Source organism: Rhodoferax sp. P1_F3 (assembly GCF_056405715.1).
The window spans coordinates 71,776-89,114 of the sequence record NZ_JBFUBO010000015.1 but is presented as its reverse complement, the minus strand read 5'-3'; the positions used below and the strand labels follow the sequence as shown (position 1 = coordinate 89,114).

The window sequence follows — 17,339 nt, the reverse complement described above, 5'->3', positions numbered from 1 at the left end:
TGGTATGTGGTCAGCGAGACCACTTGGTCCGTGGTCAGCGCCGTGACCGTGCCGGTGGCCAGGCCAGCCAGTTGCTTGGTGCTCAGCGCCTGGATGTCGGTGGTCTCAATCGCCGCAATCTGGCCCGTGGAGAGCGCCGCCATCGTGGCCGTCGTCAGGTTGGAGACCTGGTAGGTCGACAGTGCCACCACCGCGTCGGTGGACAGTGCCTTGACTTGTGCTGTGGTCAGCGCCGCCAGTCCCGCTGTGTTCACCACGCCAATCTGGTCGGTGGTCAGTGCCGCTACGGCACTGGTCAGCAGGGCTTGCACCGGAGAGGGCCGCCACCGTGCTGGTCGCAATCGTGCCCATCTGGCCCGTCGTCAGCGCTCGGATGTCGGTCGTCTCGATCGCAGCAACCTGGTCTGTGCTCAGCGCCTTCAGCGTCGCCGTCGACAGGTTCGCGACCTGGTACGTCGTCAGCGCTTCGATATCAGCCGTTTCAATAGCAAGAATCTGTGCCGAGGACAGCGCAGCCAAAGCGGCGGTACTAAGTGCCCCAGCTTGGGCCGTTGACAACGCAATGATTTCATCCGACGTCAACGCAAGGGCCTGAGACGTTTTCAGCGACGACACCGCCGCCGTGGACAGTGCCTGAAACTGGTCGGTCGACAAAACCACCAGATTCGCAGTTGTGATTGCGCCAAATTGCGCAGTCGTCAGCGCACCAAAATCATCGGTAGACAGCCCGGTAATCTGCTTCGTAGTCAACGCGGCAATTTGCGCGGTGGTACTACCCAGAATGAAATTTGATGCTGCCATTTTTAACCTCTATTCCTTTTTATTCACACCGGCTGAAGGATGCGAATGAAATGCCGACTTTATGAAACAGGCAATGCGCACCCCATTTATGGAGTTCGCCCGTTCCCTCATAACGACACTTTTTTACAAAACTTAAACAAATTATTTCAACCGACACAAACAAACAGAATAGTTGCCTCTAAAAGTAGCACCTTATCGCACAAACGGCAGACCCAAGCAAAGGATTTGAGCCCAAAAACCCTGCATTCTTTTTAAAATACAAGTGATTTTACTTATCATTACCAGTTTGTTTGCGAGCACTCACATCCATCCAGATATCGGCTCTGCGCTGTGCTTCCCCAATTTGCATGAGCCCCAGCTGCGCCTCCGACCGCGAATAGTTTGCTATCGCTCCAGAATCGCCAGCCTTTGACGCCAAGATCAACCACTTATGCGCCTCGATTGGGTCCAACGCCACGCCGTCCCCTGTTGCATACATAAGCCCCAGCCTAGCTTGGGCGGGAGCAAGACCCTGCTCAGCGGCTAAGACGATCCAGCGAAAAGCTTCTCCCAAGTCGGCAGACACCCCCTGCCCCTTGATATAGGCCACACCCAAGTTGTACTGAGCTTCCGCGTCACCCCACTGCGCAGCCTTGCGCAGCCAGACCGCCGCTTGCTCAAAATCCCGAGTTCGGGTGAATAACACGCCCAAGGTCGCCTGGGCGGGCACAAAACCAGCGGCAGCAGATTTGTTGCACCACACAAATGCCGCGGGGAGATCGCGCTTGATGCCCCCGCGCCCACTGGCAAAGATGGATCCGATGTTCCACTGTGCTTTGGCATCACCTTGCTCCGCCGCCTTCTGAAGCCATTCCAATGCTTGGGAAAAATCAGATGCGACGCCGACCCCAGCTAAGTAGCATGCCCCCAACGCACTTTGGGCTTCGGCATGCCCTTGCTCAGCTGAAAGCTTGTACCAACTAACTGCAACAGAAAGGTCCTTAAAAACACCAACCCCAGTGGCGTACTGCTGTGCCACCACATACTGCGCTTGCGCATCACCGAGCTCGGCAGCCTTTCGGTAGCCAATTGTCGCCAACTCCTGTGTGCGGTTGCGGAAAATATCTGCCAGTGCCCGCCAAGCCCGGTGGTCCCTCTGCTCACCCGCTTTGAGACACCAAGCCATGCCGCGAAACAAATCATTGCCGGCATTGTCAGCCCCTAGCAGCCGTTGACCTAAAGCCACTTGGGCGTCAACCGCACCCCGCTCCGCAGCCTTTAAAAGCCAATTACCGGCCCCAGGTGCCTGCCTGACCTCCAGCAACTTGGCCAATGCAAGTTGCGCACGGACATCGTCCCCATGGGCGGATCGCAAATACCAATATTCCGCCTGGATCAGATCTTCAGGCACCGCCATCCCAAGCTCGAACATCAACCCTAGGTGGTACCAAACATTCGCATCACCGTGCTCCGCGGCATTCACCCATTCGTCAACCCCTATTTGTCGGCGCTCCGCCGCAGCCCTCCGACGGCGACTCTGACCAGATATCCGACCGACACCCTCGCTATCCAACAGCTCCATTGCCACCTGGGCGGGCGCATAACGTTGCGATGCCGCTCTGCGGTACCAGAAAAAGGCGGCGTCCAAATCTGGCGATACGCCTTGTCCGGCAGCGTACATTTCCGCCAAAGCGTGTTGTGCTGCTGCCAGCCCCTGTTCGGCAGCAGCTTTGCACCAATGAAATGCCTGAAGCACATCCGGATCAACACCGTCACCTTTGGCAAAAGCTTGTGCAACGGCCAGTTGGGCTTCTGGCGTACCCAGCTCCGCAGCCTTCATGAAACAGGCAAAAGCAGCCTCAGGATGGGTCGCGCCATGCAGCTTTCCCAAGCGAAAGTAGGCCTTGGGATGCTCCTGTGCCGCCGCACGCAAGAACCATACAAACGCTTGGTGTTCGTTTTTTTCAATCGCTACGCCACTGGCATAGCGTGTGGCCAATAGATATTGCGCGGGTACATGCCCCCGTTCGGCAGAAAGGCGAATCCAGTGAATCGCCTGCTTGAAATCCTGCGCAACGCCAATGCCATTGGCATACATCAGCCCGACTTCATACTGTGCATCAGGCAAGCCCAAACGTGCCGACTTCAGTGTTCTCAAAAAAATGGCTTTATCGCGACCCGATATCACAGGCACCTCCCCAACAATGGTCCACCACCCAACTGCGGCGGCTACATTTTTTCAGCACGTTGCTCTCCCCCTCCCATGGCCTTGTAGAGTTGCACCTCGGCCTCCAGCTGCGCCCTTCGCAAGGTGATCACGGCCTGTTGCGCGACCAACAGATCCTGTTGCCCCTCGATCACTTCGCGGTAAGCCACCAAGCCGCCGTCATAGCGCCCCTGGACAATCTGCAGCCGCCTCTCCTGCGCGGCCTTGTTCGCCATCGCTGCGCGCATCTGCTTGGCCAAAGATTCGCGGGCCGACAACTGGTCCGCCACCTCGCGGAAAGCCTGCTGAATCGTTTTTTCGTATTCGGCCACCGCAATTTCCTGACGCGCCTGCGCTACCGCCACACCGCCCTGAACGCGCCCGCCATCCCACAGCGCAGGTAGTGATACCAACGGCGACAACGTCGATGAGTTGGATGTAAACAGACTTGCAAAGCCGCCCCCGACAGCGCCAAAACCTGCCGTAATGGCAATTTTTGGGAAAAATGCGGCACGCGCCACGCCTATATTGGCGTGTGCAGCTCTCAGTCGCTGTTCGCTGGCCATGACATCAGGCCGAAACAGCAACACCTCGCTAGGAATCCCGGGATGCAACACAGAATCAAATCCTGGCTCTTCGATGGACTTTCCTTCCGGTTGCATCACGCCAGTTTTACCGACCAAGAAATCCAAGCGATTGCCCGCCACCACGCGCTGGTGCCTCAGCGCCGCCAGACTGCTACGACCAGACTCCAACGCCACGGTCGCCAGCAAATACTCATTGTCGTTGGCTGCCCCCAGATCACGCCCCTTCCCCACCAACTCAGCGGCATATTCACGTAGATCGACGGTAGCGCGCAGCAAGGAAATGAGTTCATCCAACTGCAAAATCTCGTAGTAGGCGTTGGCGACATCAGCAATTAAGGTCAGTTGAACAGCACGCCGAGCATCTTCAGTAGCCAGAAAGCTGAATCGGGCAACGTCCGTCATCCCAGTGATTCGGCCCCAGAAATCAAGTTCATACGACACACTGAGCAGTGGCGCGCTATAGCCTGTCGTGATGGCAGTGCCTGCTGGCGGCCCCAGGCTGACCGTCGGCACACGATCGGCCCGAACTACACCATACTGCGCGCGCGCCTCCTGCACTCGCCCGACCGCCATCCGCAGATCACGGTTGTTTTCCAAAGCCGCGTCCAACAAGGCACGCAAACGCAGATCTGTGAAAAAGGCACGCCAGTGCGTGACAGCCGAATTGATCCCGGAGACTTGGCCGGGCTGCTCCCATTTGGCAGGTACAGGCGCGACAGGGCGTTGCAACTCCGTCTGCGAGCAGGCGGAACACAAAAAAGCAACCACAGTAAGGAGGGAGACTCTGTACATAACAAGCCGAAATACGCTCGTGCAGGCTACGCATACTACGTGGCTTCCCGCGCCGACAAGACTGCAAATACCCCCCTTTCACCCCCCGTTTTGGGTGGATGATTCCAGTACATACTTGCTGTAATACCCCTCCATCCCATCGATTCGTCTGAGGCACTGTGGCATCTTTTGAAGAAAACTTCGTAGACATCGTCATGCGCGCATGGAATGGTCAGCTGGAATTTGCCCAACTGATTGACTGTGCAGCCCAAATGGACGCCAAGAAACTGAGCCCTTTGTCTGTGGTTCTCTACCAAACTTGGCTCGCTAGAACACCCTCACCCTATGCCTACGCCGCGTACTTCAATCTTGGCGTTACCCTGTCCAACTTGGACGACTTTCCCAATGCCGAGGCAGCCTACCGGAAATCGATGGAGTTGCACCCAACATTTGCCCAACCGCGGCTGAACCTCGGTTCTTTGTTCGAACGCATGGGGCAAATCGACAAAGCCCTGTCGGAATGGCGCTGGGTAGCCGAAAACATCAGCGCCGAGGCCCCGGAAACAAGACCCTTGATCGTCATGGCCTGCAACCACCAAGGCCGGGTTCTGGAAACGCGAAAACAATTGCAGGACGCACTAGAGTGGCTGACCAAAAGCCTGATCCTGGACCCCAACCAAGAGGATGCCCTGCATCACTGGATTCATTTGCGCCAAAAGCAATGCATATGGCCGGTTTACCCTGCGTTCCCCGGCATCAGTCTGGATGCCATGCATAAAGCGACCTCGGCGCTGGCCATGCTCAGCGTCTCCGACGAACCTGTCAGGCAACTGGAGGCTGCACGCCGATTCGTCGAAAAGAAGGTCATCTCCAACGTCCCAACACTTGCCAACCCCAAAGGGTACGGGCACACGAAGCTGCGCATTGCCTACGTCTCCTCTGACTTTTCGCTACACCCGGTTTCCATGCTGACAGCAGAACTCTTTGAACTGCACGACCGTACACAATTTGAGGTATACGGCTACTGCTGGAGCCCCGAAGACGGTTCCGGGCTACGCCAAAGGGTGATTCAGGCCATGGATCAATTCCACCGTATCGACAAGATGACGGACGAAGATGCAGCCAAGCTCATTCGATTGCACGAGATTGACGTCCTTGTTGACCTGCAAGGCCAAACCGCCGGTGCGCGCGCCAACCTTTTGGCGTACCGCCCCGCGCCTGTGCAAATCACCTACCTGGGGTTGCCCGCGACCACCGGTTTACCGTCCATTGACTACGTCATTGCAGACAAGTTTCTGATACCGGAAGCATCGGCATCGCTGTACTCCGAAAAACCTCTCTACATGCCTGACGTCTACCAAGTGAGCGACCGCAAGCGTCCCGTGGGTCCGACGCCTACGCGAGCCGCTTGCGGGTTGCCATCGGATGCCTTTGTGTTTTGCTCCCTGAATAACAATTACAAGTACACCCCAGAGGTGTTTTTCGTATGGATGAGCATCTTGCGCCGGACCCCGGGCAGCGTGCTGTGGTTGCTGTCTGACAACCCGTGGGCGGAAGCAAATCTACGAAGGGAAGCACAGGCACGCGACATTGATCCAGATCGGCTGTACTTTGCGGGTCGGGTGTTGCCAGCTGACTACTTGGCATGCTATGCCGTTGCGGACCTTTTTCTAGACACGTTTCCATTCAATGCAGGCACTACCGCCAACGACGCACTCTGGATGGAACTGCCACTACTGACCTATACCGGACAGTCCTTTGCCTCGCGCATGGCTGGCGCTCTTTTGACAGCCGCAAAACTGCCGGAGTTGATCACCTACAACCTGCAGGACTATGAAGAAAAGGCCGTAACACTGGCAAATCAACCGCTAGAGCTTGCCCGCATACGCAAGCACTTGGCGCAAGAAAAAATCAACGGGGTATTGTTTGACACTCCCAGGTTTGTGCGAAACCTGGAGCAACGCTTGCAGAAGCTGGTTGCTACGCTTTAGATGCTCAACGGGGCTTAGTGCAGCAAGGTGCTTTGACTGTTGAATCGGGCGTCACAGTGCGCCAACCAAGGCTCGGTCAGATCACGGACTTTTGCATCGTTGCCCAAAATACGCAGCATGATGCGTGACTTCTCCGCTCTCTCCTGTGCATCCAACTCAAGACGACGCGCCTGGCTGCGCAGTTGCTCTATCAGCACAGCGCACACCCCCTCGTGGTGTACAACGGTATCCCAGTCCTGAGAGCGTGCGGCATCCAGCATTTGACAGCTACTGGCTTCTATGGCCCGGTAACACTCGATCAATGTCTTTGGCATAGCGGCCCCAGTCTTAAACAGGCTTCAGGTAGGCGGGGCCTTGCCCATCAATTTGCTTCCATCCGCTGGCCACGGGCTCAATCAATTGCTTCACCTCGTTGAGCAAAGCTGGATCGTTTTTGGCATTGGCAAGTACCAAGCGCATCACGCAGTATTCGTACAGATTTTTCAAATTACCGGCCAATTCACCGCCTTTGGACAGATCCAAAGGCGCAATCAGTCCCTCTTCCAAAATGCGGATGGCAGAGCTGATATGGTTGCATTTTGTGCTGATATCACCCGCCTGCATCGCCAGGGTGGCAGACCCTAACGTGCGCTGCAAGGCCTCAAACAGCAAGGTCACCAACTGATGGGGATTCGCCATTTCCACACTGGCATCCACACTCGCTCTTTTATAGGCGGAAGCCGAACGGGCGCTGACGGAAGTAAACATGCTGCAATTCCTTATCTTCTTGCAACTTATATCGGCACCCCCAGCGCCAACTAAAGTGCATTCAATCCGAAACCACTCTCCTCGCGAAGTTTGCGAAGGAACTTCGCCATTATTTGAAGCTTAGCGCAAGGCGCGTCAGTACTTCAGAAATGGGGACAAAACTGCCCGCCGGCTGCGCCGGGCCGTCCACAGCGGGCGCAACCGCCACCCCAACCACCTTGCCCGTTTTGTCAAAAAACGGTGCACCCGCATCCAGAGGCGCCAGTGGCACCGAAGTACGTACCCATTTCGGCCCCACTGCATCCTTCTGGGTACCGACCGCGCCCTTGCGGATGCCGATATCGGGCGCGCGCGCAGCAACATCCATTACATACACATCCTCACCCGCCAGCACCGCCGGCGAGGATCGGAGGGCCAATGTTGAGGCATTACGCTCGGTGAGCTGCACCAATGCAACATCGCTTTGCTCGTCTCTGCGGATTACAAACCCCAGAGATTCACGTCCCGTAGCGGATTTGAGCTTGACCAGCTGGTAGCCGCGAACCGTGTGCTCACTGGTGATCAAATACCCATCCGCACTCACGACAAACCCGCTGCCTCGGTTCATTCCTGCGATCACCGTGAATACGGCGGATCTGGGCTCATCCACGGCGGCACCGCTCTTGGCTGTCTCCATCACCCGCAGCGGTTCTGCCGTGGCAGAAGCCGCACCCGGAGATGCCCCCTTTTTATCCCCATGGATAGATCGATAAAAGGCCGCATCTGCCAGCAAATTTTGAGTCGCCGACGCAAAGGCACTCCGCATCAGCTCGGTCGCGCCCCCAGTCACGCTGTCGTCCGTCTGGTATGAACCTTCGGTTGCAGTTTCGTAGACTATCTTTTTTTGCATGGTGCTGTACACCTGCCATTGCACCTTGACATAGGCACCACCACGCGCATCCCGCCAGTTTCCAAAGTCGGACCAAGGGGAGCATATGTCCATGCTCACACTGGCCACCTGCCCTGACACCAGAAATCCGGCTCGGGGGCTGATCGCGGTCTCGGGGGTAGCACCAGACTCCACCACGGTGGCAAATTTGGCTTTTTCGACTTCCTGGCGAAAGCTCTCTGCAAATTCATCGTCGTTGACATTCACACGGCCATCTCGCCAGGCAAGGGGCTTACCGGGGATACACAGAATTCCAAAACGCGACTTTCCAATCAACTCGCCTTTGGGCAAGGCATCCGCTATTTTTCGAAACTGTATGACCTTGGCACCCGCATCGATGGGGGCTACCAGCGCAGCGCTCGCGGGTACTTGCTGGACACTGGTGGAGCACGCGACAAGAAGGCTGGCCAATGCCATCCCAAAAAATCCGACACCACGCGCCTGATTTGTCATAGTTGTGTGTCCATCAACCGGTCGACTTGTTCCAGGTCGTTACCTGCTGCGCCACATAGGCATTGAGTGCAGACAACGAGGCCATCTTGGTGTCCAACGCGGTGTATTGTTTGCGCAAGCGCGCCTCCACAGCGTCCGCACGGTCATTCACTCGCGTTTGCTCCGTTGCATTGCGATCCAGATCCTTTTGCAGGGAGCTCGCCTTATTCACAACGGACCCACCGGTCCCCAAAACTCCTTTGGCCAAGGCGCTGAACTTCAAAGCAAACCCGTTGGTCTGCGCGTTGCCATTGTTGGCTGTGAACAGTTTCTGCAGTTCAGTTCCGTTATTGGCTGCAGTGCTCAGTTTGGCGGTGTTGAGTGTCAGCGAGCCATCCAGTTGGCGCTCTACACCCACGTCAGATAGCCGTTGGTACGCAGAGCCGGTGCTGACCGAACCCAACATATTGCGCAAGATGCTCTGGAGACCCAACACGGCAGAATCGCCTTGAAAAATCGCGGGCGTCTTTGTCGAAGCGTCGTACTTGGTCATATCCGCCAAAGACGCCGCCAGCGTGTTGTACGCGGTAATGAAATCCTGCACATTCTTGACTGCAGGTGTCACATCTTCACGCACCGCCATGGTGACGGGGGACTTCGTCTCACTGACCGTTCCGTAATTAGTCGTGGTCGTCGCCGTCAACGTGATGGTCACCCCTGGGATGTTGTCCGTCAGGGTATTGGTTGTGGAAGTCACCGCCAAACCGTTGATACGGGCTTTGGCATCTTGGCCATTTTGCGCTGGCGTGCCACTGGAAGCCATTCCAAATGCAGCAGTCTGGGGGTCATAGGCAAATCGGGACAGGCCTGCGTCGTCTGCGCTATTGCTATCTGCATCCGTCGCCTGAATCCTGAATCCTGAATCCGCGCCCGTGCTCTTGGAACGCAGCAGCAAACGCTCACCCGTACCATCACGAAACACCGTGGCAACGACACCTGCCGTAGAGGCATTGATTTTGGCTGCCAGCGTAGTGATGGTGTCCGCTGCGGTGACGGTGATCGCCACATCAGAGCTGCTGCCGCCCGCCGTGAACGTTGGTCGGGCAGAGTTGGCTGCAGTAACGGCTGCGGCTGCAGCAGTTACCGCAGCAGTAGCTGCAGTAGTAGCTACTGTGGAGGCTGTTGCTGCGCTCAGCGCAACACCTTTGAGTGCAGAGGCATCGGTGGCGTCGGCCGTCGCGGTGATGCTATTGGCCGAAGTCTGCTCCCCACCCGTCATGGCGGCATAAGCATTATTTTTTGCAGTCAAAGCAGCAGCCTCGGCGGCCTGTAGTGCTGGGGTGCTGTGGTCGTTGGCTGTAATGGCGGCTACCCAATCGGAGTAGGCGCTTGCATAAGCAGTCTGTTCGGGTGAAACCGCAGCAGATGCCAGATCCGATGCCGCCGTGTTGTCATCCGCCAAAGCAGACGCTGCCGAGGCGGCCGTACTCCCGGCAGTAGCGCTGGCGGTAGTCGCGGCATTCGCGGCAGCCGTAGAGGCAGCGGCGGTACTGACAACCAGCGCATCCTTGGCGGCAATATCTGCGTTGGTAGTACTGGCGTCCGTAGAGCCTCCAGACCAGGTACCCGTCCGAAACGTCAGGGTACCAGCACCAACTAGAGATCCCAAGGCAACCGAGGCCGACGAATTGGACTGCTCTTTGGCCAGGGCATCTACATCCAATGTAAAAGACGTGGCGGCAGTAGACGCTGTTGCAACAATCGTTGCAGCACTCGTGTTAGACGACGAGGCCACCCGCGAACTCCAGACCGAGGTAGCGGCAATTCGGGTCGCGACGTCACTCAATGCGGAAAATTGGGACTGTATCTGCCCAAACGAGGAAATTTTGGCCTGGTCGACGGTAGCTTTGGCCTTCAAAGAAGTCAGTGGCTGCTTCTCCAACGCCACTAATTTGGTGACGATCGCCTCGGAATCCAGGCCGCCGGTGCCGACCCCCAATGAAGAAATGGTAGCCATTCAAGCCTCCTACTCAGTCCAAGACTCCGAAGTGTCGCACTTTGGCACCGCGAATAAACCATGAAAAGACCCGGTTTTCCCACAGAAAAAAAGGTGGCGAGGGATTTTTCCCTTGCCACCCTCTATATCGGACGCTGCCGCAGATACTTTAGCGCCGAATCCTTACTCGCCTCGATTAACGCAGCAGGGCCAGCACGCCCTGGGGCAACTGGTTAGCCTGAGCCACCATCGCTGTGCCGGCCTGTTGCAGGATCTGTGCGCGCGACAGGTTGGCTGTTTCCACCGCGAAGTCAGCGTCCTGAACGCGTGAGCGGGATGCGCTCAAGTTTTCAGACGTGATATTCAGGCTGGAGATCGTGGTTTCAAAACGGGACTGCAAAGCACCGTATTTAGCACGCTCGCCACTAATGAAAGCCACCGCAGAATCAACGGTTTTAATGGCCTGCGTAGCTTTTGCGACTGTCGACACGTCCAGATCAGACACCTTGTTCAATGTGGAAGTTCCAGTGGTAGTAGCCGTACTTGTCGAGGTCACTGCAAAGGACTTTTGCGAATCAAGGACCAAAGAGCCACTGGTCAGCGAATCATCTGCCGTTGCATCGGAAGCTAACGTGATAGTGCCTGCGATGGCCGCTCCCGCACTGTCCAGCTTAGTGATGGTCACAGCACCTGCATTGGTTGCGGTGGTGTCGCCCAAGTAAATGTCATTGCCAGTGGCATTCGTCAACGTCACGCCAGTACCCGCCGCATTGACAGAAGCAGTCACTCCCGTTTTGGAGGACTGATCGTTAATTGCGGACACTGCCGTAGCCAAACCATCTGCTGTTGCAACCGCCGTCAGCGAGAAGGTGATGGTTTGGTTCGCAGAGTTATCAGAGCGCAGATTCAGTGTGTAGGCCCCCGCAGTACCAAAGGTCACTGTTGCGTCGGTACGTGCAGTTGCCGTAACACCCGTCGAGGCGGTTTGGCCATTGATGGCGGCAGCGATGGTCTTTGCCGTATCGTTCAAAGCAACCGTGGCAGAGGCCGTACCGACGTAGCCGCTGATAGCAATGGCGCCTGCAGTAACGCCGTTGGCACCAAAAGCGGTTGCGGTAGATGCCGTACCCGCGTTGGAGCCGGCGATTTGGTTGTTGCCGTACTGGCTGGTGCGGGTGTTGCCCGTGGTGGCGGTCACGGTCTGGTTGGCGTTGGCGCCGACCTGGAAGACAGCCGAGCCGAAGCTGCCATCCAACAAGTTTTGGCCGTTGAACTGCGTCGTGAGCGAGATACGATCCAGTTCGGCAGTGAGCTGATTCACTTCAGCATTGATCGCCTGGCGATCGGAGGCCGAATTGGTGGCATTGGCAGACTGCACCGCCAGCTCACGCACACGCTGCAGCACGGTGCTCATGGAACCCAACGCACCTTCAGCGGTTTGCGCCAGAGAAATGCCATCATTCGCATTGCGGGCCGCCTGGTTCAGGCCACGGATTTGGGAGGTGAAGCGCTCCGAAATCGCCAAACCGGCAGCATCGTCTTTGGCGCTGTTGATGCGCAGACCCGAAGACAGGCGCTGGATGGAGGTACCCAACGCCGACTGACTGTTGGTCAGATTGCGTTGTGCGGTCAACGTGTTGATATTGGTATTGATGGTTGCGGTCATGTGATAACTCCTGGTAAGAACCTGTAAATCCGGCGAAATGCCGATCTCAACGCCAGCATCGCTACTGGCCGCCATGACCGGTGCGCCACAGTGGCGCCTTCCGGACAACAGGCCCGCTAAGGCCCGTTGCATTTGTTTTCGGGTCAATCCCAGAAAACTTTAGCAACTTCACTTCAAAGCGCGCCTAACACGCAGACCAGCCGACGGAAATTTAATTAGCACGGGGTTTGCCGGGCAATTCATGGATTTAAGGGTTTACCCCTATCAAGATTACCGAGGCACCAGGAATTTAGCCGCCTTTTGCCGTGCTTATTGCCCATATGCCAATAGAGGGCTTCTCCAGAATTCACCCATCGTTACTGATTGTCTGCGGGCTAGCAGGCTATGCAATCGGCGGCGACGCTGATTCACTTTATTTAGGAGTTCCGCAATGGCCTCAACCATCAACACCAACGTTCAGTCGCTGACTGCGCAACGCAACCTGAGCAGTTCGCAGTCGGCAATGAGCACCTCCATGGCCCGCCTGTCCTCAGGTTTGCGCATCAACAGCGCGAAGGACGATGCGGCAGGCTTGGCCATCAGTGAACGCTTCACCTCGCAGATTCGCGGCGTCAACCAAGCCGCCCGCAATGCCAATGACGGTATTTCGCTGGCGCAAGTGGCCGAAGGCGCATTGGGCAGTGCCTCCAGTATCCTGCAGCGCGTCCGCGAACTGGCGGTACAGTCGGCCAACGCCACGAACTCCTCTTCGGACCGCGCTGCCCTGAACGCCGAAGTCAGCCAACTAACGGCCGAACTCAACCGCATCGCGCAGACCACCCAGTTCAACGGCCAGAACATTCTGGATGGCTCCTTCACCTCCGCCACCTTCCAGGTCGGAGCCAACGCCAACCAGACCATCATTGCGACCACAGCCAACTTCAGCACTACGAAATACGGCAACAACCGGATCGGCTCCTCAGTAGCCTCCAGCACAGGGGGAACCGGCGACCTGGTACTAGGCACCACCAGCGCAGGAACCAACCCGTCTACGGCCGTCACCGGTAGCACCAGCCCAGTAACTACCGCGGATACATTGGTTGTCAGCGGCGCCACAGGCACGGCCAACGTGAGCGTCAACATTGGGGACAGCGCCAAACTCGTGGCTGCATCCATCAATGCCCAAGCTGGCACTACCGGGGTAACGGCAACCGCGCGCACCGAGGTTGACATCAACAACTTCACAACAGCTGGAAGCTATTCGCTCACCGTGGTGTCCAACAACCCGGTAGCTACCCCGGTGACGATCGGTTTCAATATCGGCAGCGCCCTCAATACCAACGACGGCTTGGCCGCGGCGGTTACAGCTTTCAACGACAAGTCATCCCAAACGGGCATCACCGCCAAGCTAAATGCCGCTGGCACCGGCATCACGCTGACCAACGATTCGGGCGCTGACATTCAGATCAATAGCGCAGCTGCATCGGTTGGCACCTTCGATGTTGTTAATGCCCCAGTGGGCCCCATCCCGCCCGCCGTCGTAACGACAACACCAGCCGTTGTCTCAATGGCCGCTGGCGGCAGCGCATATGTTGTGGGCGCCTTGACCCTGGATTCCAACGGCAGCTTCAGCGTGAGCAATACCAACGGGGAAAGCACGGGAACTGGCGCCAGCTATTTCTCGACCGCCAATTCCGCCAGTGAGTTGCAATCCGCATCCACCATGGACGTTTCCACCGTTGAAGCTGCCACCCGCACACTGACCACCGTGGACTCATCCCTCTCGGTAATCTCTTCACAGCGCGCCAAGTTCGGCGCCCTGCAGTCTCGGTTCGAGACCGCCATCAGCAGCCTGCAAACCACCTCAGAAAACCTGAGTGCTTCGCGCTCACGCATCCAGGACGCGGACTTCGCAATGGAAACCGCCAACCTGTCGCGCACGCAAATTCTGCAGCAGGCAGGTACCGCCATGGTGGCGCAGGCCAACCAGTTGCCACAGTCTGTGTTGCAGTTGCTCAAGGGCTGATAGCACGGCCCTCCTTCGAGAAACCATCCGCTGGATGGCGACCGTGGGACAGGTACGTCTGTCGCACTCTTAAATTAAGTTCTCAAGTTTGCAGTCCATGCTGCCGACAACACCTGAGTACGCGTCCTCTACGGACCGCTCACGCCCCTTTGCTGCGGGCCACTCCATGCTGCTTGCATTGCGCTTGTAGGAAGTTCGCCTACAGGGCGCGTCTGCGTTTCTGACACGCGGATTAGCCTTTTTCTGATTCAAGTTTTAAGGCCTGGCAACCAGAATTCGCTCCATGGTGATTCACACGAATTGCCCTCACCAGGAGCCGAATATGAACGACGAGCAACTACTGGCGCAGATCCGGGAAGCCAATATGACTTACTTGATGCTGGCCCAAAGCCTGATCCGCAAGGACAAGGCCGAAGCCCTGTTTCGCCTGGGCATGTCGGAGGAGGCCGCAGACATGATTACCGCCCTCTCCCCCGCACAAATCATGCGCATTGCATCGAGCAACATGCTGCTGTGCCGCTTCCGGGTGGATGACGACATTGTCTGGAACTTGCTGACCAACCACTCGACCAACAAGGTGGACAACGACGCCACCACCAAGCTGCACGCCAGCATCCTGATGGCCGGCCGTTTCGCCGAAGCCGTCTAAGCCCCCCACCCCGCAGGAGCACTCCATGGCCACCAAAAGTGTTTTGAACGACTCCAAGCAAGTCGAGCGCGCAGTCTCCTTGATCCAGCTGGGCGCCCGCCTGCAGGTGCTGGAGAGCGAAACCGACCTGTCCTACGAGCGTCTGCTGCGCTTGTACAAAGAAGTGGCCGGCCGCTCTCCCAGCAAGGGCCAACTGCCCTTCTCCACCGAGTGGTTCCTGACCTGGCAGCCCAATATCCATGCGTCGCTGTTTCAGAACACCTACGAGTACCTGAGCAAGGTCAGCGCCATGGAGGACATCGACGCCATCATGGCCGCCTACAGGCTGTACACAGAGCAGATCGCCGCCTGCGGTGTCGAGCCCCTGCTCTCCATCACCCGCGCCTGGCGCCTGGTGAAGTTCATCGACAACAACATGCTGTCCATGACCAAGTGCTGCAAGTGCGGCGGCCACTTTGTCTCGGAAGCCTACGAAAACTCCCGCCACTTTGAGTGCGGCCTGTGCACGCCCCCCGCTCGGGCCGGCAAAGGCTCTACGGCCGGCGGCATTTTGCTGCACTAGTCGCTATAAATTTTGTAGCTACTCGCGCAATATTTACGGGGGCTAGGGATCATTTTGATATAAAACTCAAGACAACGGACTAGGCGACGATATGATAGAGACGGCCCTGAAAAGCCAGGCTGTTCAACCCATGAAGCCCCTGGCTTCCCTGTCACAATGTTCCTATGTTCGTAATCATCGGCTGGCTGGTTGTTCTTGGCTGTGTGTTCGGCGTGTTCATCGCGCACGGCGGCAACATCAGTGTGGTGTTGCACGCACTCCCCTTTGAAATGCTGACCATCGGGGGCGCCACCTTGGGCGCCTTTTTGGCCAACAACCAGATGAAGGTGATCAAGTCCACCATGAAGGGCCTGGGCGCCTGCTTCAAAGGTAGCAAATACACCAAGGCGCGCTACATGGAACTCATGGCGCTGATGTTCGACATCCTGCAGAAGGCCCGCAAAGAAGGGCTGATGGCGATTGAAAAAGATGTCGAAGAACCCGAGCAATCCGAAATCTTCAAGAAATACTCCACCGTAGGCTCCGACCACCACGTGGTGGAGTTCATCACCGATTACCTGCGCATGATGGTGTCGGGCAACCTGAACGCCCACGAGATCGAGTCGCTCATGGACAGCGAGATCGAAACCCACCACCACGAAGAACACGCGGCCGTCGCCGCCATCCAGCGCATAGCTGGCGGCCTACCCGCTTTCGGGATTGTGGCGGCCGTGCTGGGGGTGGTGAACACCATGGGCTCGGTGGGGCAGCCCCCTGCGGTGCTGGGCGGCATGATCGGCTCCGCGCTTGTCGGTACTTTCTTGGGCATTTTGCTGGCGTACGCCTTTGCCGAACCGCTGGGCGGACTGTTGGAACAGAAGGTGGAAGAGGCCGGCAAGGAGCTGCAGTGCATCAAAACCACGCTGCTGGCCAGCATGCAGGGCTACAACCCTTCCACTGCCATTGAGTTCGGCCGCAAAGTTTTGTACTCCACAGAGCGCCCTACGTTTGCCGAGCTTGAAGCGTATGTCAAGAAAAAGTAAGCGCGGGGGCGCCTGAGCATGGCCGGAGACGCCAAGAAGCTTCAGCCCATCATCATCAAGCGGGTCAAGAAAGGCGGCCACGTTGCGCACGGTGGCGCCTGGAAGATCGCCTACGCCGACTTCGTGACCGCCATGATGGCGTTCTTCTTGCTGATGTGGCTGCTGGGCAGCACATCGGAAGGCGACAAGAAGGGAATTTCCGATTACTTTCAATCCCCCCTCAAAGTCGCCATGCAAGGTGGCGCGGGGGCGGGGGCCAGCAACAGCGTGATCACCGGCGGCGGCAACGACCTGACGCAGCAAGCCGGCCAGTCGCGCCGTGGGGACGGCACCGAGAAAACCGCCAAAAAGATGTCGGGCGAGCAGGCCAAGATCGAGCGCGCCAAGAATGACGCGAAAGCGTTGGCCACCCTGGCAGCCAAAATTGCAGCAACCATCTCTAACAACCCCAAGATGGCGGAGTTCAGCTCTCAGATCAAGCTCGAAATCACCCCGGACGGCCTGCAGATCCAGATCGTCGACGACCAGCGCCGCCCCATGTTTGACAGCGGCAGCGCCACGGTCAAACCCTATATGCGCGACATCCTGCGCGAGATCGGACTCACCCTGGCCGATGTGGACAACAAGATCAGCCTCGACGGCCACACCGACCGGCAGGCTTATGGCAATGCCGCGCGGGGCTATAGCAATTGGGAGCTGTCAGCTGACCGCGCCAACGCATCCCGCCGGGAACTCATTGCGGCCGGCATGCCCGAAGACAAGCTGGCCCGCGTGGTAGGCATGGCCTCCAGCGTGCCGCTGGAGCCTGACGACCCCTTGAGCCCCAGCAACCGACGCATCAGCATCCTGGTGATGACCAAAGAGGCGGAAGAACGACTCTTGGGCACCAAGGTCGCAGTGCCGGAAATGGAGACGGAAACCGCTGGCCCCGCAGTGGCTACAGAGGCAAAATCGCCCCCATAACTCTGCGAAAATTCGGTCATACTTGCAGAAATTC

General features: G+C 57.5%; 14 protein-coding genes and 1 pseudogene. 6 read left to right on the top strand and 9 right to left on the bottom strand.

Annotated features, from left to right (window positions below; translation table 11 throughout):
* The 4 genes and pseudogenes from AC1DZ5_RS19805 to AC1DZ5_RS19790 all read right to left on the bottom strand — a co-directional run.
* The coding region (locus tag AC1DZ5_RS19805; protein WP_477892226.1) for a hypothetical protein at positions 1 to 311 on the bottom strand (311 nt) is incomplete at its 3' end.
* A 91-nt stretch (positions 312 to 402) separates the two neighbouring features.
* Positions 403 to 801 (bottom strand): annotated as a pseudogene (locus AC1DZ5_RS19800) (heme utilization protein); the annotation flags it as partial.
* Between the two features lie 268 nt (positions 802 to 1,069).
* A complete protein-coding gene (locus AC1DZ5_RS19795) occupies positions 1,070 to 2,968 on the bottom strand; it encodes an SEL1-like repeat protein (RefSeq protein WP_477892224.1) in 1,899 nt (632 codons plus the stop codon).
* 41 nt (positions 2,969 to 3,009) lie between these two features.
* Complete coding sequence (locus AC1DZ5_RS19790; protein WP_477892222.1) at positions 3,010 to 4,365, bottom strand: efflux transporter outer membrane subunit; 1,356 nt, start codon at positions 4,363 to 4,365, stop codon at positions 3,010 to 3,012.
* A gap of 158 nt (positions 4,366 to 4,523) precedes the next feature.
* Between AC1DZ5_RS19790 and AC1DZ5_RS19785 the strand changes: the two genes are divergently transcribed.
* Positions 4,524 to 6,335 (top strand): O-linked N-acetylglucosamine transferase, SPINDLY family protein, encoded by a 1,812-nt coding sequence (locus AC1DZ5_RS19785; protein ID WP_477892220.1) that lies wholly within the window; start codon positions 4,524 to 4,526, stop codon positions 6,333 to 6,335.
* 14 nt (positions 6,336 to 6,349) lie between these two features.
* Here AC1DZ5_RS19785 and AC1DZ5_RS19780 read toward each other — a convergent pair whose 3' ends face one another.
* From AC1DZ5_RS19780 to AC1DZ5_RS19760, 5 genes are all read right to left on the bottom strand, one after another.
* Entirely contained in the window at positions 6,350 to 6,649 is a 300-nt protein-coding gene (locus AC1DZ5_RS19780) for a flagellar protein FliT (protein ID WP_477892218.1), read from the bottom strand.
* A 13-nt stretch (positions 6,650 to 6,662) separates the two neighbouring features.
* Positions 6,663 to 7,082 (bottom strand): flagellar export chaperone FliS, encoded by a 420-nt coding sequence (gene fliS, locus AC1DZ5_RS19775; RefSeq protein WP_477892216.1) that lies wholly within the window; start codon positions 7,080 to 7,082, stop codon positions 6,663 to 6,665.
* A gap of 109 nt (positions 7,083 to 7,191) precedes the next feature.
* Positions 7,192 to 8,463: a S1 family peptidase gene (locus AC1DZ5_RS19770; RefSeq protein ID WP_477892214.1), complete on the bottom strand. Its 1,272-nt coding sequence runs from the start codon at positions 8,461 to 8,463 to the stop codon at positions 7,192 to 7,194.
* A gap of 13 nt (positions 8,464 to 8,476) precedes the next feature.
* Positions 8,477 to 10,459: a flagellar filament capping protein FliD gene (fliD, locus tag AC1DZ5_RS19765; RefSeq protein WP_477892212.1), complete on the bottom strand. Its 1,983-nt coding sequence runs from the start codon at positions 10,457 to 10,459 to the stop codon at positions 8,477 to 8,479.
* 175 nt (positions 10,460 to 10,634) lie between these two features.
* Positions 10,635 to 12,104, bottom strand: a complete 1,470-nt coding sequence (locus AC1DZ5_RS19760; RefSeq protein WP_477892230.1) for a flagellin N-terminal helical domain-containing protein — start codon at positions 12,102 to 12,104, stop codon at positions 10,635 to 10,637.
* 430 nt (positions 12,105 to 12,534) lie between these two features.
* Between AC1DZ5_RS19760 and AC1DZ5_RS19755 the strand changes: the two genes are divergently transcribed.
* The 5 genes from AC1DZ5_RS19755 to motB all read left to right on the top strand — a co-directional run bounded on the left by AC1DZ5_RS19755 (position 12,535) and on the right by motB (position 17,305).
* On the top strand, positions 12,535 to 14,109 hold the full coding sequence (locus AC1DZ5_RS19755; protein ID WP_477892210.1) for a flagellin N-terminal helical domain-containing protein: 1,575 nt from the start codon (positions 12,535 to 12,537) through the stop codon (positions 14,107 to 14,109).
* Positions 14,110 to 14,431: 322 nt separating this feature from the next.
* The gene (gene flhD, locus AC1DZ5_RS19750) at positions 14,432 to 14,758 is read left to right on the top strand and encodes a flagellar transcriptional regulator FlhD (RefSeq protein ID WP_310345975.1); all 327 of its coding nucleotides are present in this window, start codon (positions 14,432 to 14,434) and stop codon (positions 14,756 to 14,758) included.
* Positions 14,759 to 14,783: 25 nt separating this feature from the next.
* Positions 14,784 to 15,320 (top strand): flagellar transcriptional regulator FlhC, encoded by a 537-nt coding sequence (gene flhC / locus AC1DZ5_RS19745; RefSeq protein ID WP_477892208.1) that lies wholly within the window; start codon positions 14,784 to 14,786, stop codon positions 15,318 to 15,320.
* A gap of 164 nt (positions 15,321 to 15,484) precedes the next feature.
* Positions 15,485 to 16,342, top strand: a complete 858-nt coding sequence (gene motA / locus AC1DZ5_RS19740; protein WP_310345982.1) for a flagellar motor stator protein MotA — start codon at positions 15,485 to 15,487, stop codon at positions 16,340 to 16,342.
* Positions 16,343 to 16,360: 18 nt separating this feature from the next.
* The gene (motB, locus tag AC1DZ5_RS19735) at positions 16,361 to 17,305 is read left to right on the top strand and encodes a flagellar motor protein MotB (RefSeq protein ID WP_477892205.1); all 945 of its coding nucleotides are present in this window, start codon (positions 16,361 to 16,363) and stop codon (positions 17,303 to 17,305) included.
* Positions 17,306 to 17,339: the final 34 nt, after the last annotated feature.

Coding starts and splice junctions, on each gene's coding strand:
- AC1DZ5_RS19760 (WP_477892230.1), bottom strand. CDS start 12,104: ATGACCGCAACCATCAATACCAATATCAACACGTTGACCGCACAACGC.
- AC1DZ5_RS19755 (WP_477892210.1), top strand. CDS start 12,535: ATGGCCTCAACCATCAACACCAACGTTCAGTCGCTGACTGCGCAACGC.
- motA (WP_310345982.1), top strand. CDS start 15,485: ATGTTCGTAATCATCGGCTGGCTGGTTGTTCTTGGCTGTGTGTTCGGC.
- fliD (WP_477892212.1), bottom strand. CDS start 10,459: ATGGCTACCATTTCTTCATTGGGGGTCGGCACCGGCGGCCTGGATTCC.
- motB (WP_477892205.1), top strand. CDS start 16,361: ATGGCCGGAGACGCCAAGAAGCTTCAGCCCATCATCATCAAGCGGGTC.
- flhD (WP_310345975.1), top strand. CDS start 14,432: ATGAACGACGAGCAACTACTGGCGCAGATCCGGGAAGCCAATATGACT.
- fliS (WP_477892216.1), bottom strand. CDS start 7,082: ATGTTTACTTCCGTCAGCGCCCGTTCGGCTTCCGCCTATAAAAGAGCG.
- AC1DZ5_RS19770 (WP_477892214.1), bottom strand. CDS start 8,463: ATGACAAATCAGGCGCGTGGTGTCGGATTTTTTGGGATGGCATTGGCC.
- AC1DZ5_RS19790 (WP_477892222.1), bottom strand. CDS start 4,365: ATGTACAGAGTCTCCCTCCTTACTGTGGTTGCTTTTTTGTGTTCCGCC.
- AC1DZ5_RS19780 (WP_477892218.1), bottom strand. CDS start 6,649: ATGCCAAAGACATTGATCGAGTGTTACCGGGCCATAGAAGCCAGTAGC.
- flhC (WP_477892208.1), top strand. CDS start 14,784: ATGGCCACCAAAAGTGTTTTGAACGACTCCAAGCAAGTCGAGCGCGCA.